Origin of the sequence: Streptomyces sp. NPDC059851, assembly GCF_042732005.1 — a bacterium.
Classification (GTDB): Bacteria; Actinomycetota; Actinomycetes; order Streptomycetales; family Streptomycetaceae; genus Streptomyces.
In genome coordinates, this window is sequence record NZ_JBHWJJ010000067.1 from 21,039 (window position 1) to 41,232 (window position 20,194).

Consider the following 20,194-nt stretch of genomic DNA (forward strand, 5'->3'; position numbering starts at 1 on the left):
GCGTACCTACCGCGTACCAGTGTGGGGCCTACCGCCGACAGTCCCCGTCGGCGGCGGCATCCCGTCAGCGGCGGCGGCGCGGGCTTCCCCCGCCGTACTCGCCGTACTCGCCGTCCTCGTCGTCCCGGTGGGGGCCGAGCAGTTCGTCCGCCAGGGTCGGCAGGTCGTCCAGCGGGGTCTCCTCGGCCCAGGAGGGGCGCGGCCGGCCCTGGCGGCCCTCGTCGTCGAGGACGGGGAGCTCGCGGGTCACCTCGTCGCCGGAGTCCCGGAAGATGCCCGGCGGCACCCGGTCGGCCGGGTCCTCCTCGGGGCGGCGGGCCGTCGGCCGCACGGCTGAGTACGCCTGCGGCCCCGGGTTGGACGCGGGCGCCCGGTCATCCTGTCCGCCCTGTCCGCCCGTGCGGGGGTCGGTGCCGCCCGTACGGGACGTACGGGACGTACGGTCCGCACCGGACGCGCCCGACGGGCGTACGGGCGGCAGTACGGCCGTCTCGTCCGCGGCCCCGGACGCGTCGACGGCGGGCAGCACGGAGGTTTCCGCCGCCGGGTCGACCTTCGGCACCGGCACCGTCTGCGTCACGTCGTCCGGCCGGACGACCCGCTTGTCCACCGGGGTCCTGGCCGGCGGGGCCTCGACCACGGGCGTCTCGACCTTCGGCGTCTCGACCATCGGCGTCTCGACCGTCACCGCGTCGTCCGGGTGCGGCTCCTTGCTCATGGACACCTTGGGGCCGGGCGCGGCCTGGGCCTGACGGGCCCGGGCGGCTGCGGCCGCGGCGGCCGCTGCCGCCTGGGCCTCCGCCTGCCGGCGCGCCTCCTCCGCCTTCAGCAGGGCCTCCTCGGCCCGCCGCTGCTTCTCCCGGCGCCGCTCCTCGGCCTCGGCCCGCAGCCGGGCCTCCTCCTCCGCCTGCCGGCGCAGCCGCTCCTCCTCCGCCGCGCGGGCCTTCTCCTCGGCCTCCGCGCGCCGCCGCTCGGCCTCGGCCCGGGCACGGGCCTCCTCTTCGGCGCGCAGTCGCTCTTCCTCCGCCCGGCGGGCGGCCTCCTCCTCGGCGATCCGGCGGGCCTCGGCTGCCTCGGCCTCGGCCTTGCGGCGGGCCTCCTCGGCCTCCCGGGCCTTGCGGGCCTCCTCCTCGGCGCGCAGGCGCTCCTCCTCCGCCTTGCGCGCCGCCTCCTCCTCGGCCTTGCGGCGGGCTTCCTCCTCGGCCCGCCGCCGGGCCTCGGCCCGGGCGGCCCGCTCGGCCTCGGACAGCGGGAGCATCCGGTCCAGTCGGTGCCGGACGACCGTGGTCACCGCCTCCGGGTCCTGCCCGGCGTCGACCACCAGGTAGCGCCCCGGATCGGCGGCGGCCAAGGTCAGGAAGCCTGAGCGGACCCGCTGGTGGAACTCCGCGGGCTCCGATTCCAGCCGGTCCGGCGCCTCCGTGAACCGTTCCCGCGCCGTCTCCGGCGACACGTCGAGCAGCACGGTCAGGTTCGGTACGAGCCCGTCGGTCGCCCAGCGCGAGATGCGGGCGATCTCGGTCGGCGACAGGTCGCGGCCGGCGCCCTGGTAGGCGACCGAGGAGTCGATGTAGCGGTCGGAGATGACGACAGCGCCGCGCTCCAGGGCGGGGCGGACCACCGAGTCCACGTGCTCGGCCCGGTCGGCTGCGTACAGCAGGGCCTCGGCCCGGTTGGACAGCCCGGCCGAAGAGACGTCGAGGAGGATCGCGCGCAGCCGCTTGCCGATCGGGGTGGCGCCCGGCTCGCGCGTCACGACGACCTCGTGGCCCTTGCCGCGGATCCAGTCGGCCAGGGCCTGGACCTGGGTGGACTTGCCGGCGCCGTCGCCGCCCTCCAGGGCGATGAAGAAGCCGGTGCCGTACGGCGCCTGGTCGGGCTCCCCGCCGCGCAGCGCCTCGCGCAGGTCGCGGCTCAGCGGTACGCCGGCGCGGTCGTCGCCCTTGGCGAGCACCACGACGGCGGCCGGCAGCAGCAGCGCGCCGACGATCACCAGGGTGAACGCGGCGCCGCCGTACGCGAGCACGAGGCCGGCGAAGGCCAGGCGGTGCGGGCCGATCCCCGCGGCCACGACGGGGCCGAGGACCGCGCCGAGGGCCACCGCCACCCGTGCGACGGCCTGCAGGTGCTCGGTGACCCGGGCCCGACGGAACTCCTCGGTCTCCTGGTCGAGCAGGGTGTGCCCGGTGTTGGCGGCCACACCCGCCGCGAGGCCCGCGAGCAGCGACAGGAACACCACGGTCGCCAGGTCAGTGACCAGGCCGGTGAGCAGCAGCGCGGTACCGGTCACGGCGATGGCGAGGGCCAGCAGCCGGCGCCGGGACAGCATGGGCAGTACCTTGCCGGCCTGGGTGGCACGGATGCCGGCCCCGGTCCCGCCGAGCAGGGCCAGGACGAGCAGGGCGAAGGTGGCCGGGCCGCCGCCCAGGTCGAAGGCGTGCAGCACGGCCACGGCGGCGGCGCAGGCCACCGCCCCGGCGACGGCGGCGCAGGCCAGGACCAGCAGCGGGACCGCCCCCGTACGGCCCTTGTCGGGCCGGTCCCCCGCCTTGGGGGCCCGCAGGCCCTCCAGCGGGGACCGCGGGCGCGGCGTCTTCTCGGCGGGCAGGACCAGCGGCAGCAGCAGCGACAGCGACGCGGCGAACAGGCCGGCGGCCACGTACGAGCCGAGGGCGGCCTGGTTCGCGGCGAACCAGTCCACGCCGAGGCCGAGGGCCTTGCCGACGAGGGTTGCGGCGAGCAGCGCGCCCGCGGCGGCGGGCATCGCGGCGAACGTCGTGCGCAGCGTCAGCCGGCGCAGGGCGTCGAGGTGGTCGGGCAGCGGCCGTACGGTCGCCCCCTCCGGCGGCGGCGCGGGCAGCAGGGAGGGAGCCGCACTGTCCTTGGCCAGCGTCCACAGCCGCTCGGCGGCGCCGGCGACGAAGACGGTGGCCAGCAGCGCGGTCAGCGCGTGCGCCGGGATCCAGTCGAGCCAGAGCGGGGCGACGACGAACAGGCCGAGCCGCAGCCCGTCGGCCGCGGCCATCGTCCAGCGGCGGTCGAGCCTGCCGCCGGGCGCGGTGAGCTTGGTGAGCGGGCCGAGCAGGACCGCGCCGAAGAGCAGGGTGGCGATGATCCGGACCCCGAAGACGGCGGCGACGGCCAGGGCCCAGCCCCGGTAGCCCGTGCCGAAGGTGCCCTGGGAGACGGCCGCCTGGAAGGCGAGCACCACCAGGACCAGCAGGGCCAGGGCATCGCCGATGCCGCTGACGAGCTGGGCGCTCCACAGGCGGCGCAACCTGGGGGTGCGCAGCAGGGCGCGCAGGGCCCGCTCGCGGGAATCCGCGGCGAGGGCTTCGTCGTAGGAGGGGCTCGGGGGGGCGGTCACGCCAGTCGGCTGCTCGGCTCGCGTCATCCGCCCAGCCTATCCGCTGCGCTCGGCGGGTGCGGAGGGCTGTGGACAACCCCGGGGCGGGGCCCCGGGGTGGCCGCACGCCCCCGCGGCCGGGGCCGCCGTCGTCGGCCGGGTGCCGGCCGGCTTGGGTTGCTCGCGCAGTTCCCCGCGCCCCTCCCGGGGCGCTCACGCCGCCGGACCCGTGCCGGCCGGTTCGGGGTTGCCCGCGCGGTTCCCCGCGCCCCTCACGGGGGCACCCCGCACCGGCTCCGGGCCGGTGCGGTGCGGTGCCCGTGGCGGTCAGGCCTCCGGCGGGGTGGCCGCCGTCTTCTTGGCGGCGGTCTTCTTCGCCGTCGTCGTCTTGGCCGTCGTCGTCTTCTTCGCCGCCGTCTTCTTCGCGGCGGCCGTCTTCGTGGCCGTCGCCTTCTTTGCCGGGGCCTTCTTCGCGGCGGCCTTCTTCGCCGTCTTCTTGGCCGGGCCCTTCGCCCGCTTCTCCGCGAGCAGCTCGTAGCCCCGCTCCGGCGTGATCGTCTCGACGTCGTCGTCCCGCCGCAGCGTCGCGTTCGTCTCGCCGTCCGTCACGTACGGGCCGAACCGGCCGTCCTTCACGACCACCGGGCGCTCGCTCACCGGGTCCGTGCCGAGCTCCTTCAGCGGCGGCTTGGCCGCCGCGCGGCCCCGCTGCTTGGGCTGGGCGTAGATCGCCAGCGCCTCGTCCAGCGTGATCGTGAAGATCTGGTTCTCGGTCTCCAGGGAGCGGCTGTCCGTGCCCTTCTTCAGGTACGGGCCGTAGCGGCCGTTCTGCGCCGTGATCTCCACGCCCTCGGCGTCGGTGCCCACGACCCGCGGCAGCGACATCAGCTTGAGCGCGTCGTCGAGGGTCACCGTGTCCAGCGACATCGACTTGAACAGCGACGCCGTGCGCGCCTTCACCGCGTTCTTGCCGGTCTTCGGCGTGCCCTCGGGCAGGATCTCCGTCACGTACGGCCCGTAGCGGCCGTCCTTGGCGACGATCTCGTTCCCGCTGACCGGGTCCTTGCCGAGCTGGAACTCGCCGCTCGGCTTGGCGAAGAGCTCCTCCGCGTACGCGACCGTCAGCTCGTCCGGAGCCAGGTCGTCCGGCACGTCCGCCCGCTGGTGGCCCTCGGCGTCCTTCTCGCCGCGCTCCACGTAGGGCCCGTACCGGCCCACGCGCAGCACGATGCCCTCGCCGACGGGGAAGGAGGAGATCTCCCGGGCGTCGATCGCGCCCAGGTCAGTGACCAGCTCCTTGAGGCCGCCGAGGTGGTCGCCGTCGACGGGCCCGGGCTGCGCGGCATCGCCCTCCGCACCGAAGTAGAACCGCTTCAGCCACGGCACGGCCTGGGCCTCGCCGCGCGCGATGCGGTCGAGGTCGTCCTCCATCTTCGCCGTGAAGTCGTAGTCGACGAGCCGGCCGAAGTGCTTCTCCAGAAGGTTGACCACCGCGAACGACAGGAAGGACGGCACGAGGGCCGTGCCCTTCTTGAAGACGTAGCCGCGGTCCAGGATCGTGCCGATGATCGACGCGTACGTGGACGGGCGGCCGATCTCCCGCTCCTCCAGCTCCTTGACCAGGGAAGCCTCGGTGTAGCGGGCCGGCGGCTTGGTCGCGTGGCCGTCCGCCGTGATCTCGTCGGCGGCCAGCGCGTCGCCCTCCGCGACCTGCGGGAGGCGCCGCTCGCGGTCGTCGAGCTCGGCGTTCGGGTCGTCCGCGCCCTCGACGTACGCCTTCATGAAGCCGTGGAAGGTGATCGTCTTGCCGGAGGCGGTGAACTCGGCGTCCCGACCGTCGGCGGCAACGCCACCGATCTTGACGGTGACCGAGTTGCCGGTGGCGTCCTTCATCTGGGAGGCGACGGTCCGCTTCCAGATCAGCTCGTACAGGCGGAACTGGTCGCCGGTCAGGCCGGTCTCGGCGGGCGTGCGGAAACGATCACCCGAAGGACGAATCGCCTCGTGCGCCTCCTGGGCGTTCTTGACCTTGCCGGCGTAGACGCGGGCCTTCTCCGGCAGGTAGTCGGCCCCGTAGAGCTGCGTGACCTGCGCCCGGGCGGCGGCGACGGCCGTGTCCGACAGCGTCGTGGAGTCCGTACGCATGTAGGTGATGAAGCCGTTCTCGTACAGCTTCTGCGCCACCTGCATGCACGCCTTGGCACCCAGGCCCAGCTTGCGCGAGGCCTCCTGCTGCAGCGTCGTCGTACGGAAGGGGGCGTACGGGGAGCGGCGGTACGGCTTGGACTCGACCGAGCGGACGGCGAACGAGCTGTCCGCGAGCGCGGCGGCCAGGGCCCGCGCGTTCGCCTCGTCGAGGTGCAGCACGTCGTTCTTCAGCTGCCCGTTCGCGCCGAAGTCGCGGCCCTGCGCGATGCGCCTGCCGTCGACCGTGTTCAGGCGCGCGACGAGCGTCGAGGGGTCGGAGGGGTCGCCGGCCCGGCCGGTGGCGAAGGTGCCGGTCAGGTCCCAGTACTCGGCGGAGCGGAAGGCGATGCGCTCGCGCTCGCGCTCGACGACGAGGCGGGTGGCGACGGACTGGACGCGGCCCGCCGACAGCTTCGGCATGACCTTCTTCCACAGGACCGGCGAGACCTCGTAGCCGTAGAGGCGGTCGAGGATGCGGCGGGTCTCCTGGGCGTCGACCATGCGCTGGTTCAGCTCGCGCGGATTGGCGACGGCCTCGCGGATCGCGTCCTTGGTGATCTCGTGGAAGACCATCCGGTGGACGGGGACCTTGGGCTTGAGGACTTCCTGGAGGTGCCACGCGATGGCTTCGCCCTCGCGGTCCTCATCGGTGGCGAGGAAGAGCTCGTCGGACTCGGCCAGCAGCTCCTTGAGCTTCTTGACCTGCGCCTTCTTGTCCGCGTTGACGACGTAGATCGGCTGGAAGTCGTGCTCGACGTCCACGCCGAGGCGGCGGACCTCGCCCGTGTACTTGTCGGGGACCTCGGCGGCGCCGTTCGGGAGGTCGCGGATGTGCCCGACGCTCGCCTCGACGACGTATCCCGGGCCGAGGTAGCCCTTGATCGTCTTCGCCTTGGCAGGGGACTCGACGATGACGAGTCGGCGGCCGCCCTGTGCGGTCTCGCTAGTCGGGGACAACTTGGCTCTTCTCTCCGGTCGGCACTCGGTCGCAGTACGGCGACGCTGCGGAGTGTGACGGTACAACCCGCCCCCGTGTCAAACGGCACAAGCCCGCAACGGCCACTCGAACGGTAACCCGACAAGTGCCATTCATGCCGCCCGGATACCCCGCCGGACCCGTCCCGATCACTGGCCCGAGTGGCCAGGGGGCCGTCTGGCCGCGCGCCCACACCCCGCCTGACGTCCGGTTTCCTCCGTCGGCCCGCCCCGGCGCGAATCGGCCGGCATTCGCCGGGGCGACCGGGCCGGAATCCCGGCGGCGCCGAGCGGCTGCCGGCACCGGGACCGTGCGGATCCCGAGCCGGTGGCGGTGGACCCCGAGCCGGGCGGGCGCGGCTTCAGAGCCGAGTGAGGCACCACACGCCGAGGGCCACCGCCGTCGCGCCGCCGAGCAGGGCCAGCGGCACGGCCACAGCGGGGCGCACGCCCTCGGCCACCGGCGCGCCGCCGCGGGCACGCGCCCCCGTCCAGACCAGCAGAGCCGTCCCGAACAGCAGGAACACGGCTGCCGCGAAGATCGCCGGACCGCGTTCCATGCCGTTCCCCCTCGTCACCGGGCCGTGGGCCGAACCGCTCGCGGGCTCCCCCGGAATCCCCCCGGTATCCCGGGGTCCCCCTGGCCGACCTGTACGCGGGAGCCTGCCAGCCGCGGGCGAACGGCGGGCGAACCGCGGGTTACATCACAGATGCGGCGGGGCCGGCACCCGGACCCGGACCGAAGCGGACCGAACCGAACCGGACCGGGCGGACCCGGCCCCCGGCCCCGGCCCCGGTCACGGGGCCCGGGCCAGACCGGGCGGCCCCGGTCACGGGTCAGCGGTCGGCAACCGGCTCCAGGAAGCCCTGCTCGACCAGCATCCGGATCGCCTCGGGCGTCCGGTCCCGGAGCACGACCGGGTCCTCGTGCACCAGCTGCGCGATCGCGTCCAGGATGCGGCCCGCGCTGAGCGAGCCGTCGCACACGCCGGCGAAGCCCGCCCCGACCGTGTCCACCGTCGTGGCGCGCCGCATGCCGCGGTTCTGCCGGAGGACGACGTGCTCCGGGTCCTCCGCCCCCGGCGGGCCGACCTGCTCCTGGACGACCTCCTCGACCAGGACGAAGCGGCCGTTCAGCAGGGCCGCGTCATCGTGCTGGCGCAGGTAGTCCTGGCGGGCGAAGTGGGCGAGGACGGCGTCGCCGAGCGGCTGCTCCACCGTGTGCGGCCACTCCTCGATCACGATCGACGGCTCCGCCGCATCGCTGCGGCGCAGGGTGATCCAGCCGAAACCGACCGCCTTGGTCTTGCGGGCCTCGAACTCGTCGAGCCAGTCCTCGTACCGCTGCGCGTACTCGGCGGGTTCGGTGCGGTGATCGCCCGCGTCGCGCAGCCACAGCTCCGCGTACTGCGTGACGTCCTGCACGTCGCGCTGCACGATCCACGCGTCGCAGCCGCGCGGCACCCAGGAGCGGAGCCGGTCGCGCCAGTCCTCGCCCTCCACGTGCTGCCAGTTGCCGAGGAACTGGGCGTACCCGCCCGGGTTGAGGTGGGCACCCGCCTGCTGGACCAGGGTCCGGCACAGGTCGTCCCCGCCCATGCCGCCGTCCCGGTACGTCAGCCGCGCGGCGGGGGAGATCACGAACGGCGGGTTGGAAACGATCAGGTCGTACGTCGCCCCCCCGACCGGTTCGAACAGCGATCCGAGGAGCAGCTCGGCCTCCGGGGCACCGGACAGCGCCAGCGTCAGCCGGGTGATGTCGAGGGCCCGCGGGTTGACGTCGGTGGCGGTGACCCGGGTGGCGTGCCGTGCGGCGTGCAGGGCCTGGATGCCGGAGCCGGTGCCGAGGTCGAGGGCGCTGCCGACGGGGGTGCGCACGGTGATGCCGGCCAGCGCGGTGGAGGCGCCGCCGACGCCGAGGACGACGCCCTCTTCGCGGCTGCCGATGCCGCCCGCCCCGCCCACGGCGCAGCCGAGGTCGGAGACGATGAACCAGTCCTCGCCGTCCGGGCCCCCGTACGGTCGGACGTCGACGGTGGCGTGCACCTCATCGCCCTCCTGGCGCAGCCAGCCGTCGGCCAGCGCGTCATCGACGGGCAGCGCCTCCGCCACGTGCACGTACGGCTCCGGCTGCTGCAACAGGAACAGCCGGACCAGGCTCGCGAGCGGGCCGGTGCCCCGGCTTCGGGTGGCGCGCAGGGCCGGGACCGTCTCGCTGCGGGCCAGCGCGGCGTAGGCGGGAGCGCCGAGCAGCTCCAGCACGCCGTCGGCGGTGAAGCCGGCGGAGAGCAGGGCGGCGCGGAGCGCGGCGGCACGGTCGGGCGTGGGGAGGCTGGTGGTACTCACCCGTCCATTGTGTCGGCTGACACGGTGCATCCGTGCGTCGTGCCGTCCACGGCGCGGCCGCCGGGGCTCACTTGGCGGGCGTCATGACACCTTGCAGCCCTTCTGGTTGGCGATCGCCTGGTTCAGGTCGCCCGACGTGAGCTTCGCGTAGGCCTCCTTGCTGCCCTTGTTGGCCTCCGCGATGGCCCCCGACAGCTGGCTGAGCCCGTCGGCGAACTTGGTCTGGTCCTTGGGGTCGAGCGCGTCGATCTTCGTCTTCAGGTCCGCATAGGCCTTGGACGCGGCCTCGAACCCCTGGACCGCGGCGGCCTGGGTCGCCTGGCCGTCCTTGGTCGGCGGGGTCCCCGCCGAGGACACCGCGGCGCTCATCGCCTTGTACGCGTCGGACTGGACCTGGAAGGCCGCCGAGTCGGTCTTCTGGACCTCGTCCGGCTTGCTCGTCGTACCGGACACGCGCTTCATGTCGGCGTTGGCCGTCTCGATCTTCTTCAGCTCGGGCTGCCACTTGTCGCAGACCTTCTTGGCCCACGCGTTGGCCTTCTCGCTGCCGTCGTCACCGCCGCAACCGGACAGCACGAGCACCAGTACCGCACCGCCGGACACCGCGGACGCAAACTTCTTGTTCACCGGATTGGTCCCTTCCAAGGCTCTCGGCCCGGAAGATACACGGCCCCCATCCGGCCACGCAGAACGGCGGGCGGACGGCGCGTCAGTCCGCGCCGCCCGCCCGCCGTCCGGACGCAACTTCGAATCCTGGCGGAAACCCGCCCCGTCAGGAGACGACTGCGGGGTCAGCCGGCTTCTGCGCCACCCGCTCGGTCCCCGTGCCGTCGCCGCCGTCGCCGACCGCGATGCCGCGCCGCTTGGAGACGTACACCGCGGCGACGATGACGGTGAGGGAGACGACCGCGACGACCGCGCGGACGGCCGGGCTGGTGTCGGCGCCGTAGCTGAACTGCACGACGGCCGGGGCGATCAGCAGCGCCACCAGGTTCATCACCTTGAGGAGCGGGTTGATCGCGGGGCCGGCGGTGTCCTTGAACGGGTCGCCGACCGTGTCGCCGATGACGGTCGCGGCGTGGGCCTCGCTGCCCTTGCCCCCGTGGTGGCCGTCCTCGACGAGCTTCTTGGCGTTGTCCCACGCGCCACCGGAGTTGGCGAGGAAGACGGCCATCAGCGTGCCGCAGCCGATCGCGCCCGCGAGGTACGCGCCGAGCGCACCGACGCCGAGGACGAAGCCGACCGCGATGGGCGCCATGACGGCGAGCAGGCCGGGCGTGGCGAGCTCGCGCAGCGCGTCCTTGGTGCAGATGTCCACGACGCGGCCGTACTCGGGCTTCTCCGTGTAGTCCATGATTCCGGGACGCTCGCGGAACTGGCGGCGCACCTCGTAGACCACCGCACCCGCGGAGCGGGACACCGCGTTGATGGCGAGGCCGGAGAACAGGAACACCACCGCCGCGCCCAGGACCAGCCCGACGAGGTTGTTGGGCTGGGCGATGTCGAGGCTGAGGTTCATCTCCCCGGCGGTGGCCCCGACCTCCTTGACCGCGGTGGAGATGGCGTCGTTGTACGAGCCGAACAGTGCGGCGGCGGCGAGCACGGCCGTGGCGATGGCGATGCCCTTGGTGATGGCCTTGGTGGTGTTGCCGACGGCGTCGAGGTCGGTCAGGACCTGCGCGCCGGCGCCCTCGACGTCGCCGGACATCTCGGCGATGCCCTGGGCGTTGTCGGAGACGGGCCCGAAGGTGTCCATGGCGACGATCACGCCGACGGTGGTGAGCAGGCCGGTGCCGGCCAGGGCCACCGCGAAGAGGGCGAGCATGATCGAGGTGCCGCCGAGCAGGAAGGCCCCGTAGACGCCGAGGCCGATGAGCAGCGCCGTGTAGACGGCGGACTCCAGGCCGACGGAGATCCCGGCGAGGACGACGGTGGCGGGGCCGGTCAGCGCGGACTTGCCGATGTCCCGGACGGGACGCCGGTTGGTCTCGGTGAAGTAGCCCGTGAGCTGCTGGATCAGGGCGGCGAGCACGATGCCGATCGCGACGGCGACGAGGGCGAGGACCCGCGGGTCACCGGAGTGCTCCGTGATCGCCGTGTTTTCGACGCCGACGAGCTCCTGGTAGGTGGCCGGCAGGTAGGCGTAGACGGCGATGGCGACGAGCACCAGGGAGATCACGGCGGAGATGAAGAAGCCGCGGTTGATGGCGGCCATGCCGCTGCGGTCGGAACGGCGCGGGGAGACCGCGAAGATGCCGATCATCGCGGTGATGACGCCGATGGCGGGGACGATGAGGGGGAAGGCCAGGCCGAGGTCACCGAAGGCGGCCTTGCCGAGGATGAGGGCGGCCACGAGGGTGACGGCGTACGACTCGAAGAGGTCGGCCGCCATGCCCGCGCAGTCGCCGACGTTGTCGCCCACGTTGTCGGCGATGGTCGCGGCATTGCGCGGGTCGTCCTCCGGAATGCCCTGCTCGACCTTGCCGACCAGGTCGGCGCCGACGTCGGCGGCCTTGGTGAAGATGCCGCCGCCGACGCGCATGAACATCGCGATCAGGGCAGCGCCGAGGCCGAAGCCCTCCAGGACCTTGGGGGCGTCGGCCGCGTAGACCAGGACGACGCAGGAGGCGCCGAGGAGGCCGAGGCCGACGGTGAACATGCCGACGACCCCGCCGGTGCGGAACGCGATCCGCATCGCCTTGTGGGAGACGTCGGTGAGGTCCTTGGCGGGCTCCCCGTCGGCGGGGGTGGCCTCGCGGGCGGCGGCGGCGACGCGGACGTTGGCGCGCACGGCGAGGCGCATGCCGATGTAGCCGGTGGTCGCCGAGAAGAGTGCGCCGACGAGGAAGAAGGCGGAGCGGCCCGCCCGCTGCGCCCAGTCGTCGGCGGGCAGCAGGAACAGCAGGAAGAACACGACGACGGCGAAGATGCCGAGGGTACGGAGCTGCCGGCCCAGGTAGGCGTTCGCGCCTTCCTGCACGGCGGCGGCGATCTTCTTCATCTTGTCGGTTCCCTCGTCGGCGGAGAGGACCTGGCGGACCAGGATCTGCGCCACGACGAGTGCGGCAATTGCCACGGCCGCGATCACCATCACGATGAGCCGATTGTCATCGGTGAGTACCGCGGCGGCCAGATCGGCTGTGCCGTCCAGCGCTTCAGGGGTGAAGAGCCCCGTCATTCGTCCTCCTTGACGTGATGAGCTCAAGATGTGGACGGATTGTAGGGAGCCGGTCCCGAGCAAAACAGTGCGCGGGAAACGGAATTGGCCTGCTCTCGCCCCCCACCAATAGATCGCGCCACTTCATTACCCCCGAAAGAAGTAATGGGGCAAAGGCATTGACACATGGTCATCGATCTAGGAATTGCGTGCGGGCATGAAAAAGGCCCTGCTCAGCAGGGCCTTCAATAAGATCGAATAATACGTCGGGGCGCCGGGGCTAAGGGAGTTCGGAGCCGGCCGAAACGGGCCAGCTCATCCGGATGGTCCCGCCCCGCTCACTGGTCGTCACCTCGACGTCGTCGACGAGCCCGCTGATCACCGCGAGCCCCATCTCGTCCTCGGTGTCCGCATCCGGGTCCAGGGCGGCGTCGAGCCCGGGCACGGTGTCGCCCGACCCCCCGCCCGGCCCGGGGACCTCGTCACCGACCTCGATGGAGAACGACTTCTCCTCCTCGGTCAGGACGACCCGTACGGGCGCGGTGAGCCCGTTGCTGAGGTGCAGGCCGACGGCGCGCGAGCAGGCCTCGCCCACGGCGAGGCGGACCTCGTCGAGCGCGGCCTCCTCCACGCCGGCCCGCCGCGCCACGGCGGCCGCGACCAGGCGGGCCGTCCGGACGTGCTCGGGCTGGGCGCTGAAACGCAGTTCAACGGTGGCCATCGCGTCCCCCTCGGACTACGGGCGTGCCTTACAGGGGCCCGGACCGCCCACGGCCCGCGCCCCCGTCCTCTTCGGCTCCCTCCCCGGGCGCCGTCGCGCGGCGCACCGGGGCGGACTTCGTCAGTCGGTGGCGGCGACGGCGTCCTCCACCGTCGTGTGGATCGGGAACACCTTCGTCAGGCCGGTGATACGGAAAATCTTCAGGATGCGCTCCTGGTTGCACACCAGGCGCAGCGAGCCCTCGTGCGCACGGACGCGCTTGAGGCCTCCCACGAGCACACCGAGGCCGGTGGAATCGAGGAAGTCCACCCGCTCCATGTCGACAACCAGGTGGTAGCTGCCGTCGTTCACCAACTCGACCAACTGCTCGCGCAGCTTGGGCGCGGTATACACATCAATCTCGCCACCGACCTCCACGACCGTGCGGTCGCCGACAGTGCGAGTCGACAGGGACAGGTCCACGGATCCTCCAGCACCTTGCTATCGAGCGGCGCCCCCCAGGGGCCTCCCCACCCGAGAGCGGGGGAGGGATTGGCTGCCGCGATGGCATTCAATCACTTACCGGCAGGCGCGCACGACGCCTTCGGACCATTGTCCCGCACGCCGGTGACACACTCAGTTCCAATGGCCAATACTCACCGCCCCGGACGTCCCACGGCACCCGAGGACCCGCGACCCGCTCCCGACACGGTTCTGGACCGTCTGTCACGGGGGTCTTTTCGAGCTGCGCGCATCACCCATACGGAGCACTTGCCCCGTCGGGAGGGCCGTCATGCCGTGTGGCCCGACCGCATCCGAACGGATGTCGTGGCCGCGATCCGGACCGCGGGGATCGAACACCCGTGGGAACACCAGGCCACGGCCGCCGAGCACGCCCTGGACGGCGAATCCGTGGTCGTCGCCACCGGGACCGCGTCCGGCAAGTCGCTGGCCTACCTCGCCCCCGTGCTCTCCGCCCTCGCCGACGGCGCCGAAGCCCCCAACGGGAGGGGCGCGACCGCCCTCTACCTGGCCCCCACCAAGGCGCTGGCGGCCGACCAGCGGCGGGCCGTACGGGAGCTCGCCGCGCCGCTGGGCCACGCCGTCCGGCCCGCCGTCTACGACGGGGACACGCCGGTCGAGGAACGCGAGTGGGTCCGCCAGTACGCGAACTACGTCCTGACCAACCCCGACATGCTGCACCGGGCGATCCTGCCCGGGCACCCCCGCTGGTCCTCCTTCCTGCGCGCCCTGCGCTACGTCGTCGTCGACGAGTGCCACACCTACCGGGGCGTCTTCGGCTCCCACGTGGCACAGGTGCTGCGGCGGCTGCGGCGGCTGTGCGCCCGCTACGGCTCCGAGCCCGTCTTCCTGCTCGCCTCCGCCACCGCGAGCGACCCGGCGACCGCCGCGTCGCGGCTGACCGGCGTCCCGGTCACCGAGGTCGCCGACGACGCCTCCCCGCGCGGGGAGCTGGTCTTCGCCCTCTGGGAGCCGCCGCTCACCGACCTGCGGGGCGAGAAGGGCGCACCGGTGCGCCGCACCGCCACGGCGGAGACCGCCGACCTGCTGACCGACCTGGTCGTCCAGGGGGTCCGTACGGTGGCCTTCGTCCGCTCCCGGCGCGGGGCGGAACTGATCTCGGTGATCGCCCAGGAGCGGCTCGCCGAGGTGGACCGGTCCCTGCCCCGCCGGGTCGCGGCCTACCGGGGCGGCTACCTGCCGGAGGAGCGCCGCGCCCTGGAGCGGGCCCTGCACTCCGGCGAGCTGCTGGGCCTGGCCGCCACCACCGCCCTGGAGCTGGGCGTGGACGTCGCCGGCCTGGACGCCGTCCTGATCACCGGATATCCGGGCACCCGGGCCTCGCTGTGGCAGCAGGCGGGCCGGGCCGGGCGCGCCGGGCAGGGGGCCCTGGCCGTGCTGATCGCCCGCGACGACCCGCTGGACACCTACCTCGTCCACCATCCGGAGGCCCTCTTCCGCCGACCGGTGGAGGCCACGGTCCTGGACCCGGACAACCCGTACGTCCTGGCCCCGCACCTGTGCGCGGCCGCCGCCGAGTCCCCGCTGACCGAGGGCGACCTCGCCCTCTTCGGCCCGGCGGCCCCCGACCTGATGCCGCAGCTGGAGGCGGCGAGGCTGCTGCGCCGCCGGGCCACGACCTGGCACTGGACCCGCCGGGAGCGGGCGACGGACCTGACCGACATCCGGGGCGGCGGCGGCCGCCCGGTCCAGATCGTCGAGGCCGCCACCGGGCGCCTGCTGGGCACGGTCGACGAGTCCGCGGCGCACACCGCCGTCCACGACGGGGCCGTCCACCTCCACCAGGGCCGCACCTACCTGGTGCAGCGGCTGGACCTGGAGGATTCGGTCGCCCTGGTCGAGGAGGCCGACCCGCCGTTCTCGACCACCGCCCGCGACACCACCTCCATCTCCGTCCTGGAGACCGAGACCGAGATCCCGTGGGGGGACGCCCGGCTCTGCTACGGCTCGGTGGAGGTCACCAACCAGGTGGTCTCCTACCTCCGCCGCAAGCTGATCACCGGCGAGGTGCTCGGCGAGGCCAAGCTGGACCTGCCGCCGCGCACCCTGCGCACCCGGGCCGTGTGGTGGACCGTGACCGAGGACCAGCTCGACGAGGCCCGGATCAGCCCGGAGGTCCTCGGTGGCGCCCTGCACGCCGCCGAACACGCCTCCATCGGCCTCCTCCCGCTGTTCGCCACCTGCGACCGCTGGGACATCGGCGGCGTTTCCGTACCGCTGCACCCGGACACCCTCCTGCCCACCGTGTTCGTGTACGACGGCCACCCCGGCGGCGCCGGCTTCGCCGAGCGGGCCTTCCACACGGCCCGGGCCTGGCTGACGGCCACCCGCGACGCCATCGCCGCCTGCGAGTGCGAGGCCGGCTGCCCGTCCTGCATCCAGTCCCCCAAGTGCGGCAACGGAAACGACCCCCTCCACAAGCGCGGCGCCGTCCGCCTGCTGACCCGCCTCCTGTCCGCAGGCGCCTGAGCTCTTCCCCCGGCCCGGGCCCCGTCCGACTCGGACGTCTGGCCACGGGCACGGTCGGCCCGCACGGGACCCTGGCCCGCGACGGCCGACGCCCGACCCGGGACGGGATCAGCCCACCCCCGACCCGGGACGGGGTCGGTCGGCGGCCGGCCCCGGTGCGTGACGCCCGGCGGCAGGACCGCGACGGGGGCGACCAACGGCGGGCCGGTGGCGACGGCGGCCCGCACCGGGCCGGGGCCCGTGACGGCCTCCGGCTGGCCCGGGACGGGATCGGCCGGGGCCAGGGGTTCGTCCGGGGCGGCGGCGGGCTGCGGCGGGCCGGCCCGGGCGGTGATCACCGGCCGGAAAGGGCCGCCCCCGGGTCGGGCGGCCACCTCGGCCACCTCGCCCCGAAGGGTGCAGACGGACAGGTCGGCGGCCTGGGCCCGGGCGACCCGGCGGGCGGCGCCACAGGCGACCTCCGGGCCGTGGGCCCAGGTCGCCGCCGCGGCCAGGGCCGCCAGGTCGGCGGCGGCCGCCGCACGATGGCGGGCCAGCACCGCCTGCCCGAGCAGCAGCACCCCGCCGAACACCGCTGCCAGCACCGTCACCACCAGCGCCGCCCACACCGTGGCCGAGCCCCGGTCGCCCCTCATGGCGGCGGCCCCACGCTGTCCTCGGCCAAGGCCACGGCCCGGGCCCCGAGCCGTACCGCCAGCCCGCCCGGCCCCGGCGCGGGCGCCGCCACCGATAACCGCCACAGGTCCCCCTCCCGCTCCAGGACCACCTCCGCCCCGGGCGGGGCGGCCGCCCGGGCCGCCGCCACCGCCCGCTCCGCCGGCTCCGACCGGGCCGCCGCCCGGGCACCGGCCCGGGCGGCGTCCACGCAGCGGACCTGCGCGGCTGCCGCCATCAGCGCCCACACCAGCAGCGCCGAGAACAACACCAGCGCGGGAATGACCAGCGCTGCCTCCGCCGTCACATATCCCCGGTCGCGCCGTCGTCCGCCGATACACCGCGGCTTTCCCTCAGAACGGCGCATCGAGCGCCTTCCCGATGGTCGACTGGAGCGCCGTGGAGACCACGTCGCTCGTCACCACCTTGTACAGAACGGCCGCGAATGCACACGCCGCGATCGTGCCCATGGCGTATTCGGAAGTGGACATCCCCGCATCGCCCGCCCGGCCGCGCAACGCTGTCTGCACGCGAAACCAGATGATCCTCATGACAACCTCCCGCTGATATTCGTTCTTGACGTGATCCCAGTTCTGATTTCCACACCGGCCGCGTTTCGCGATCTCACGTTCCGGAGAGAAGGCCCGAGGCCATTCCGATCACCACGGGCGCCACTCCGACCGCGAGGAACGCCGGGAGGAAACACAGCCCCACCGGTGCGGTGACGAGCACCGCCGCCCGCTGCGCCCGCGCGGTCGCCTGCCGGGACCGTTCCTCCCGCAGGGCCGTCGCCAGCCGTGCGACCGGATCCGCCGCCGGCGCCCCCGTCCGCGCGGCCCTCTCCAGACACGCGGCGAGCGCCTCTGCGCCCGGTATCCGCGCCAACCGCCCCCAGGCCGCTCCCGGTTCGCCACCGAGCCGCACTTCCGCCCCGGCCAGCGCCAGCCGCTCGCCCACCGGGCCGCCCAGCGACTCCCCCACCGCCTCCGCGGCCTCGACCGGCCCGGCCCCCGCCGCGAGGCAAGCGGCCAACAGGTCCGCTGCGAACGGAAGCTGACGCTCCACCTCCTGCGCGGCCGCCTCGGCCGGCCGGTCCGGCAGCCGGCGGCGCAGCCACCACGCCCCGGCCCCCGCGGCGCAGCCGGCCAGGACCCCGAGCACCCCGCCGATCAGCACCCACACCGCCAGCAGCACTCCCGCCGGGCCCCACCACACCGCCGCGAGGCCTCGTATCCGCGTCCCGAAGGCGGGACGCCGTCGCCGGGGTCCTTCCGGCAGCAGCGCGGCTATCCTGCGGCGCGCCACCCGCGCCCGTACGTGTGCCGCGACCGCGGTCGTCGCGCCGAGCACCGCCACCGCCAGGCACAGCGCCGTCCCCAGCCTGTGGACGGCGAAACCGCCCATCACTGCTCCCCCGCCCGTACGATCCGCCGGCACCACAGCAGACCCAGCCCCTCCAGCACCCCGCCCGCCAGCAGGCAGCCCCACCCGACCGGGGTGTGCAGCAGCACCCGCAGCGGGTCCGCCCCGAGCCCGGTGCCGATCAGCAGCCCGACCAGCGGCAGCAGGGCGAGCACCGCCGCCGTCGACCGGGCCCCGGCCAGTTGGGCGCGCAGCGCCTCCCGGCGGTCCCGCTCGGCCCGCAGCGCCCCTTCCAGCCGGTCGAGTCCGGCGACCAGGCCCGCGCCGCCGTCCACGGAGATCCGCCAGCAGGCGGCCATCCCGGCCAGCCCCTCCGCTCCGGGCTCCCGGGCCGCCTGGCGCAGCGCGGCCGGGACGTCGCCGCCGAACGCGGCGGCGGCCAGCACCGCCGTCTCCGCCGCTCCCGGGCCGCCCGGGCCCGCGGCCGTCCGGCGCATCGCCGCCGTCAGCGCCTGCCCGGGTTGCGCCCCGGCCCGCAGCTCGCCGACCGCCGCCCCGCACAGGGCGATCACTTCGGCGGCCCGCGCGGACCGGTCCCGCTCCCGCTGCCGGGCACCGAGCCAGTGCCGCAGCAGGGGCACCGCCGCGGCGCCCGCGACCAGCGGGATCACCGAGCCGCCCAGCAGCGCTACCGCGAGCCCCGCCCCGAGGCAGGCCCATTCCTGCCAGCGCGCGGCCCGCATCCTGACGGCGGCCGCGAGCCGCTCCCAGGACGCCGGACCTCCGGGCACCGCCGGCCCGCCTCCCGCGAGCACCACCCGGGCCCGCCGGGACACCCGGTCGCCCCCGGCAGCCAGCGCCCAAGCGGCCGTCCCCGCGCACAGCACCCCGGCGAACACGGGTACCGGCACCGCCGCCGCGCCGTTCACCGCGCACCGCCCAGCAGCGGGCCGAGCCGCTCCCAGCCGGGCTCCCGTACGAACCCCCGGGCCGCCCAACGCAATGCCGGTACGGTGACCACCAGCCCGGCGGCGTCCCGCTCCAGCACGTGCACCTCGGCCACCCGGCGCCGCCCTGCCCGGTCCCGGACCAGGTGGATCACCAGGGTCAGCGCGGCCGCCAACTGGCTGTGCAGGGCTGCCCGGTCGAGGCCCGCGGCGGTCCCGAGCGCCTCCAGCCGGGCCGGTACGTGCCCGGCGGCATTCGCATGGACGGTGCCGCAGCCTCCTTCGTGTCCCGTGTTCAAAGCCGCCAGGAGGTCCGCGACTTCGCTTCCCCGCACCTCGCCGACGACCAGCCGGTCCGGCCGCATGCGCAGCGCCTGCCGGACCAGGTCCGCCAGGGTGACCAGGCCCGCGCCCTCCTGGTTGGCGGGCCGGGTCTCCAGCCGCACCACATGGGGATGGTCGGGGCGCAGCTCGGCCGAGTCCTCGGCGAGGACGATCCGCTCACCGGGCCCGACCAGCCCCAGCAGGGCGCTGAGCAGGGTGGTCTTGCCCGTGCCGGTCCCCCCGGAGACGAGGAACGACAGCCGGGCCTCCACCATGTCCTGCAGTAGCCGCTGGCCGCCGGGCGGCAGCGTCCCCGCCGCGACCAGCTCGTCCAACGTGAACGCCCGGGGCCGCACCACCCGCAGCGACAGGCACGCCGAGCCGACCGCCACCGGCGGCAGGACCGCGTGCAGCCGGGTTCCGTCCGGCATCCGGGCGTCCACCCAGGGGCGGGCGTCGTCCAGGCGGCGCCCCGCCACCGCGGCCAGCCGCTGCGCGAGCCTGCGCACGGCGTCGGCGTCGGCGAAGGTCACCCCGGTCAGCTCCAGCCCGCCGCCCCGGTCCACCCACACCCGGTCCGGGGCCGCCACCAGCACATCGGTGACCCCGGGATCGGCGAGCAGCGCCTCCAGCGGGCCCGCGCCGACCAGTTCGGACCGCAGCTCGGCCGCGGCACCCAGTACCTCCGCGTCGCCCAGCAGCCGGCCCTGGGCCCGCAGGGCCGCCGCCACCCGGGCCGGGGTCGGCTCCGCCCCGGTCTCGGCGAGCCGCCGACGCACCGCGTCCAGGAGCACCGTGCTCATGCCGTCACCCCCCGGTCGGCGGCCGGGCCCAGGACCCGCCGCCAGAAGCCGTCGCAGAACCGGGCCAGCGCGCCCCGCCCGTGTGCGCCCGGCGGTTCCCCCTCGGCGACCCGCCCCGGGAGCCCCACTTCGACCGGCACCTCGCCGGCCAGCGGAACCCCCAGTAGCCCGGCCACGGCTTCGGCGTCGAGTCCGCCCGGCGGCCGGCCCCGTACGACCACGCGCACATCGCGGGCCGCCATCCGCACCCCGGCCGCGACCCGGCCCGCCGCGGCCACCGCCCGCAGCTCGCCCGGCACCACCATCAGCACCACGTCGAGCTGGGCCAGGGCCTCGGCGACGGCCTCGTCCACCCGACGGGGCAGGTCCACGACCACGACC

14 protein-coding genes and 2 pseudogenes are annotated in these 20,194 nt (G+C 74.5%); 1 reads left to right on the forward strand and 15 read right to left on the reverse strand.

All coding sequences use genetic code 11. The features are described 5' to 3' along the window. Window positions 1-64: 64 nt before the first annotated feature. From tmk to bldG, 8 genes are all read right to left on the reverse strand, one after another. On the reverse strand, window positions 65-3,394 hold the full coding sequence (gene tmk / locus ACFV7Q_RS22345; RefSeq protein ID WP_385430873.1) for a dTMP kinase: 3,330 nt from the start codon (window positions 3,392-3,394) through the stop codon (window positions 65-67). A 279-nt stretch (window positions 3,395-3,673) separates the two neighbouring features. Further along, window positions 3,674-6,490: a type I DNA topoisomerase gene (gene topA / locus ACFV7Q_RS22350; protein WP_385430874.1), complete on the reverse strand. Its 2,817-nt coding sequence runs from the start codon at window positions 6,488-6,490 to the stop codon at window positions 3,674-3,676. 380 nt (window positions 6,491-6,870) lie between these two features. Further along, window positions 6,871-7,068, reverse strand: a complete 198-nt coding sequence (locus ACFV7Q_RS22355) for a hypothetical protein (protein ID WP_385430876.1) — start codon at window positions 7,066-7,068, stop codon at window positions 6,871-6,873. Between the two features lie 277 nt (window positions 7,069-7,345). After that, window positions 7,346-8,884 carry a methyltransferase gene (locus ACFV7Q_RS22360; RefSeq protein ID WP_385430877.1) on the reverse strand — a complete coding sequence of 513 codons (1,539 nt, stop codon included), beginning with the start codon at window positions 8,882-8,884 and terminating at the stop codon, window positions 7,346-7,348. 51 nt (window positions 8,885-8,935) lie between these two features. Continuing rightward, window positions 8,936-9,481: a small secreted protein gene (locus tag ACFV7Q_RS22365; protein ID WP_385430879.1), complete on the reverse strand. Its 546-nt coding sequence runs from the start codon at window positions 9,479-9,481 to the stop codon at window positions 8,936-8,938. Window positions 9,482-9,626: 145 nt separating this feature from the next. After that, complete coding sequence (locus ACFV7Q_RS22370) at window positions 9,627-12,032, reverse strand: sodium-translocating pyrophosphatase (RefSeq protein WP_385430880.1); 2,406 nt, start codon at window positions 12,030-12,032, stop codon at window positions 9,627-9,629. A 259-nt stretch (window positions 12,033-12,291) separates the two neighbouring features. After that, entirely contained in the window at window positions 12,292-12,732 is a 441-nt protein-coding gene (locus ACFV7Q_RS22375; protein ID WP_385430881.1) for an ATP-binding protein, read from the reverse strand. A gap of 120 nt (window positions 12,733-12,852) precedes the next feature. Next, entirely contained in the window at window positions 12,853-13,194 is a 342-nt protein-coding gene (bldG, locus tag ACFV7Q_RS22380) for an anti-sigma factor antagonist BldG (RefSeq protein ID WP_030152678.1), read from the reverse strand. 81 nt (window positions 13,195-13,275) lie between these two features. Between bldG and ACFV7Q_RS22385 the strand changes: the two genes are divergently transcribed. After that, window positions 13,276-15,723: a DEAD/DEAH box helicase gene (locus ACFV7Q_RS22385; protein ID WP_385430883.1), complete on the forward strand. Its 2,448-nt coding sequence runs from the start codon at window positions 13,276-13,278 to the stop codon at window positions 15,721-15,723. Window positions 15,724-16,097: 374 nt separating this feature from the next. On the opposite strand, the pseudogene ACFV7Q_RS22390 reads toward ACFV7Q_RS22385, so the two are convergent. From ACFV7Q_RS22390 to ACFV7Q_RS22420, 7 genes and pseudogenes are all read right to left on the reverse strand, one after another. Beyond that, a pseudogene (locus tag ACFV7Q_RS22390) lies at window positions 16,098-16,358 on the reverse strand (Rv3654c family TadE-like protein); the annotation flags it as partial. After that, window positions 16,355-16,684, reverse strand: coding sequence for a TadE family type IV pilus minor pilin (locus ACFV7Q_RS22395; RefSeq protein ID WP_385430885.1), 330 nt, complete (start codon window positions 16,682-16,684; stop codon window positions 16,355-16,357). The pseudogene ACFV7Q_RS22390 and the gene ACFV7Q_RS22395, both read right to left, overlap by 4 nt. A gap of 46 nt (window positions 16,685-16,730) precedes the next feature. Continuing rightward, complete coding sequence (locus tag ACFV7Q_RS22400) at window positions 16,731-16,928, reverse strand: DUF4244 domain-containing protein (protein WP_385430887.1); 198 nt, start codon at window positions 16,926-16,928, stop codon at window positions 16,731-16,733. A 73-nt stretch (window positions 16,929-17,001) separates the two neighbouring features. Beyond that, entirely contained in the window at window positions 17,002-17,781 is a 780-nt protein-coding gene (locus ACFV7Q_RS22405) for a type II secretion system F family protein (RefSeq protein WP_385430888.1), read from the reverse strand. After that, the gene (locus ACFV7Q_RS22410) at window positions 17,781-18,650 is read right to left on the reverse strand and encodes a type II secretion system F family protein (protein ID WP_385430890.1); all 870 of its coding nucleotides are present in this window, start codon (window positions 18,648-18,650) and stop codon (window positions 17,781-17,783) included. The genes ACFV7Q_RS22405 and ACFV7Q_RS22410 overlap by 1 nt, the downstream gene beginning before the upstream one ends. 14 nt (window positions 18,651-18,664) lie before the next feature. After that, window positions 18,665-19,813, reverse strand: a complete 1,149-nt coding sequence (locus ACFV7Q_RS22415) for a TadA family conjugal transfer-associated ATPase (RefSeq protein ID WP_385430892.1) — start codon at window positions 19,811-19,813, stop codon at window positions 18,665-18,667. Further along, a pseudogene (locus tag ACFV7Q_RS22420) lies at window positions 19,810-20,194 on the reverse strand (septum formation initiator); the annotation flags it as partial. The gene ACFV7Q_RS22415 and the pseudogene ACFV7Q_RS22420, both read right to left, overlap by 4 nt.

What these genes read in the sequence shown, in the direction of transcription:
- ACFV7Q_RS22400 (WP_385430887.1), bottom strand. Translation starts at nt 16,928, where the DNA reads ATGAGGATCATCTGGTTTCGCGTGCAGACAGCGTTGCGCGGCCGGGCG.
- ACFV7Q_RS22370 (WP_385430880.1), bottom strand. Translation starts at nt 12,032, where the DNA reads ATGACGGGGCTCTTCACCCCTGAAGCGCTGGACGGCACAGCCGATCTG.
- ACFV7Q_RS22360 (WP_385430877.1), bottom strand. Translation starts at nt 8,884, where the DNA reads ATGCACCGTGTCAGCCGACACAATGGACGGGTGAGTACCACCAGCCTC.
- ACFV7Q_RS22355 (WP_385430876.1), bottom strand. Translation starts at nt 7,068, where the DNA reads ATGGAACGCGGTCCGGCGATCTTCGCGGCAGCCGTGTTCCTGCTGTTC.
- ACFV7Q_RS22415 (WP_385430892.1), bottom strand. Translation starts at nt 19,813, where the DNA reads ATGAGCACGGTGCTCCTGGACGCGGTGCGTCGGCGGCTCGCCGAGACC.
- ACFV7Q_RS22405 (WP_385430888.1), bottom strand. Translation starts at nt 17,781, where the DNA reads ATGGGCGGTTTCGCCGTCCACAGGCTGGGGACGGCGCTGTGCCTGGCG.
- ACFV7Q_RS22385 (WP_385430883.1), top strand. Translation starts at nt 13,276, where the DNA reads ATGGCATTCAATCACTTACCGGCAGGCGCGCACGACGCCTTCGGACCA.
- ACFV7Q_RS22375 (WP_385430881.1), bottom strand. Translation starts at nt 12,732, where the DNA reads ATGGCCACCGTTGAACTGCGTTTCAGCGCCCAGCCCGAGCACGTCCGG.
- tmk (WP_385430873.1), bottom strand. Translation starts at nt 3,394, where the DNA reads ATGACGCGAGCCGAGCAGCCGACTGGCGTGACCGCCCCCCCGAGCCCC.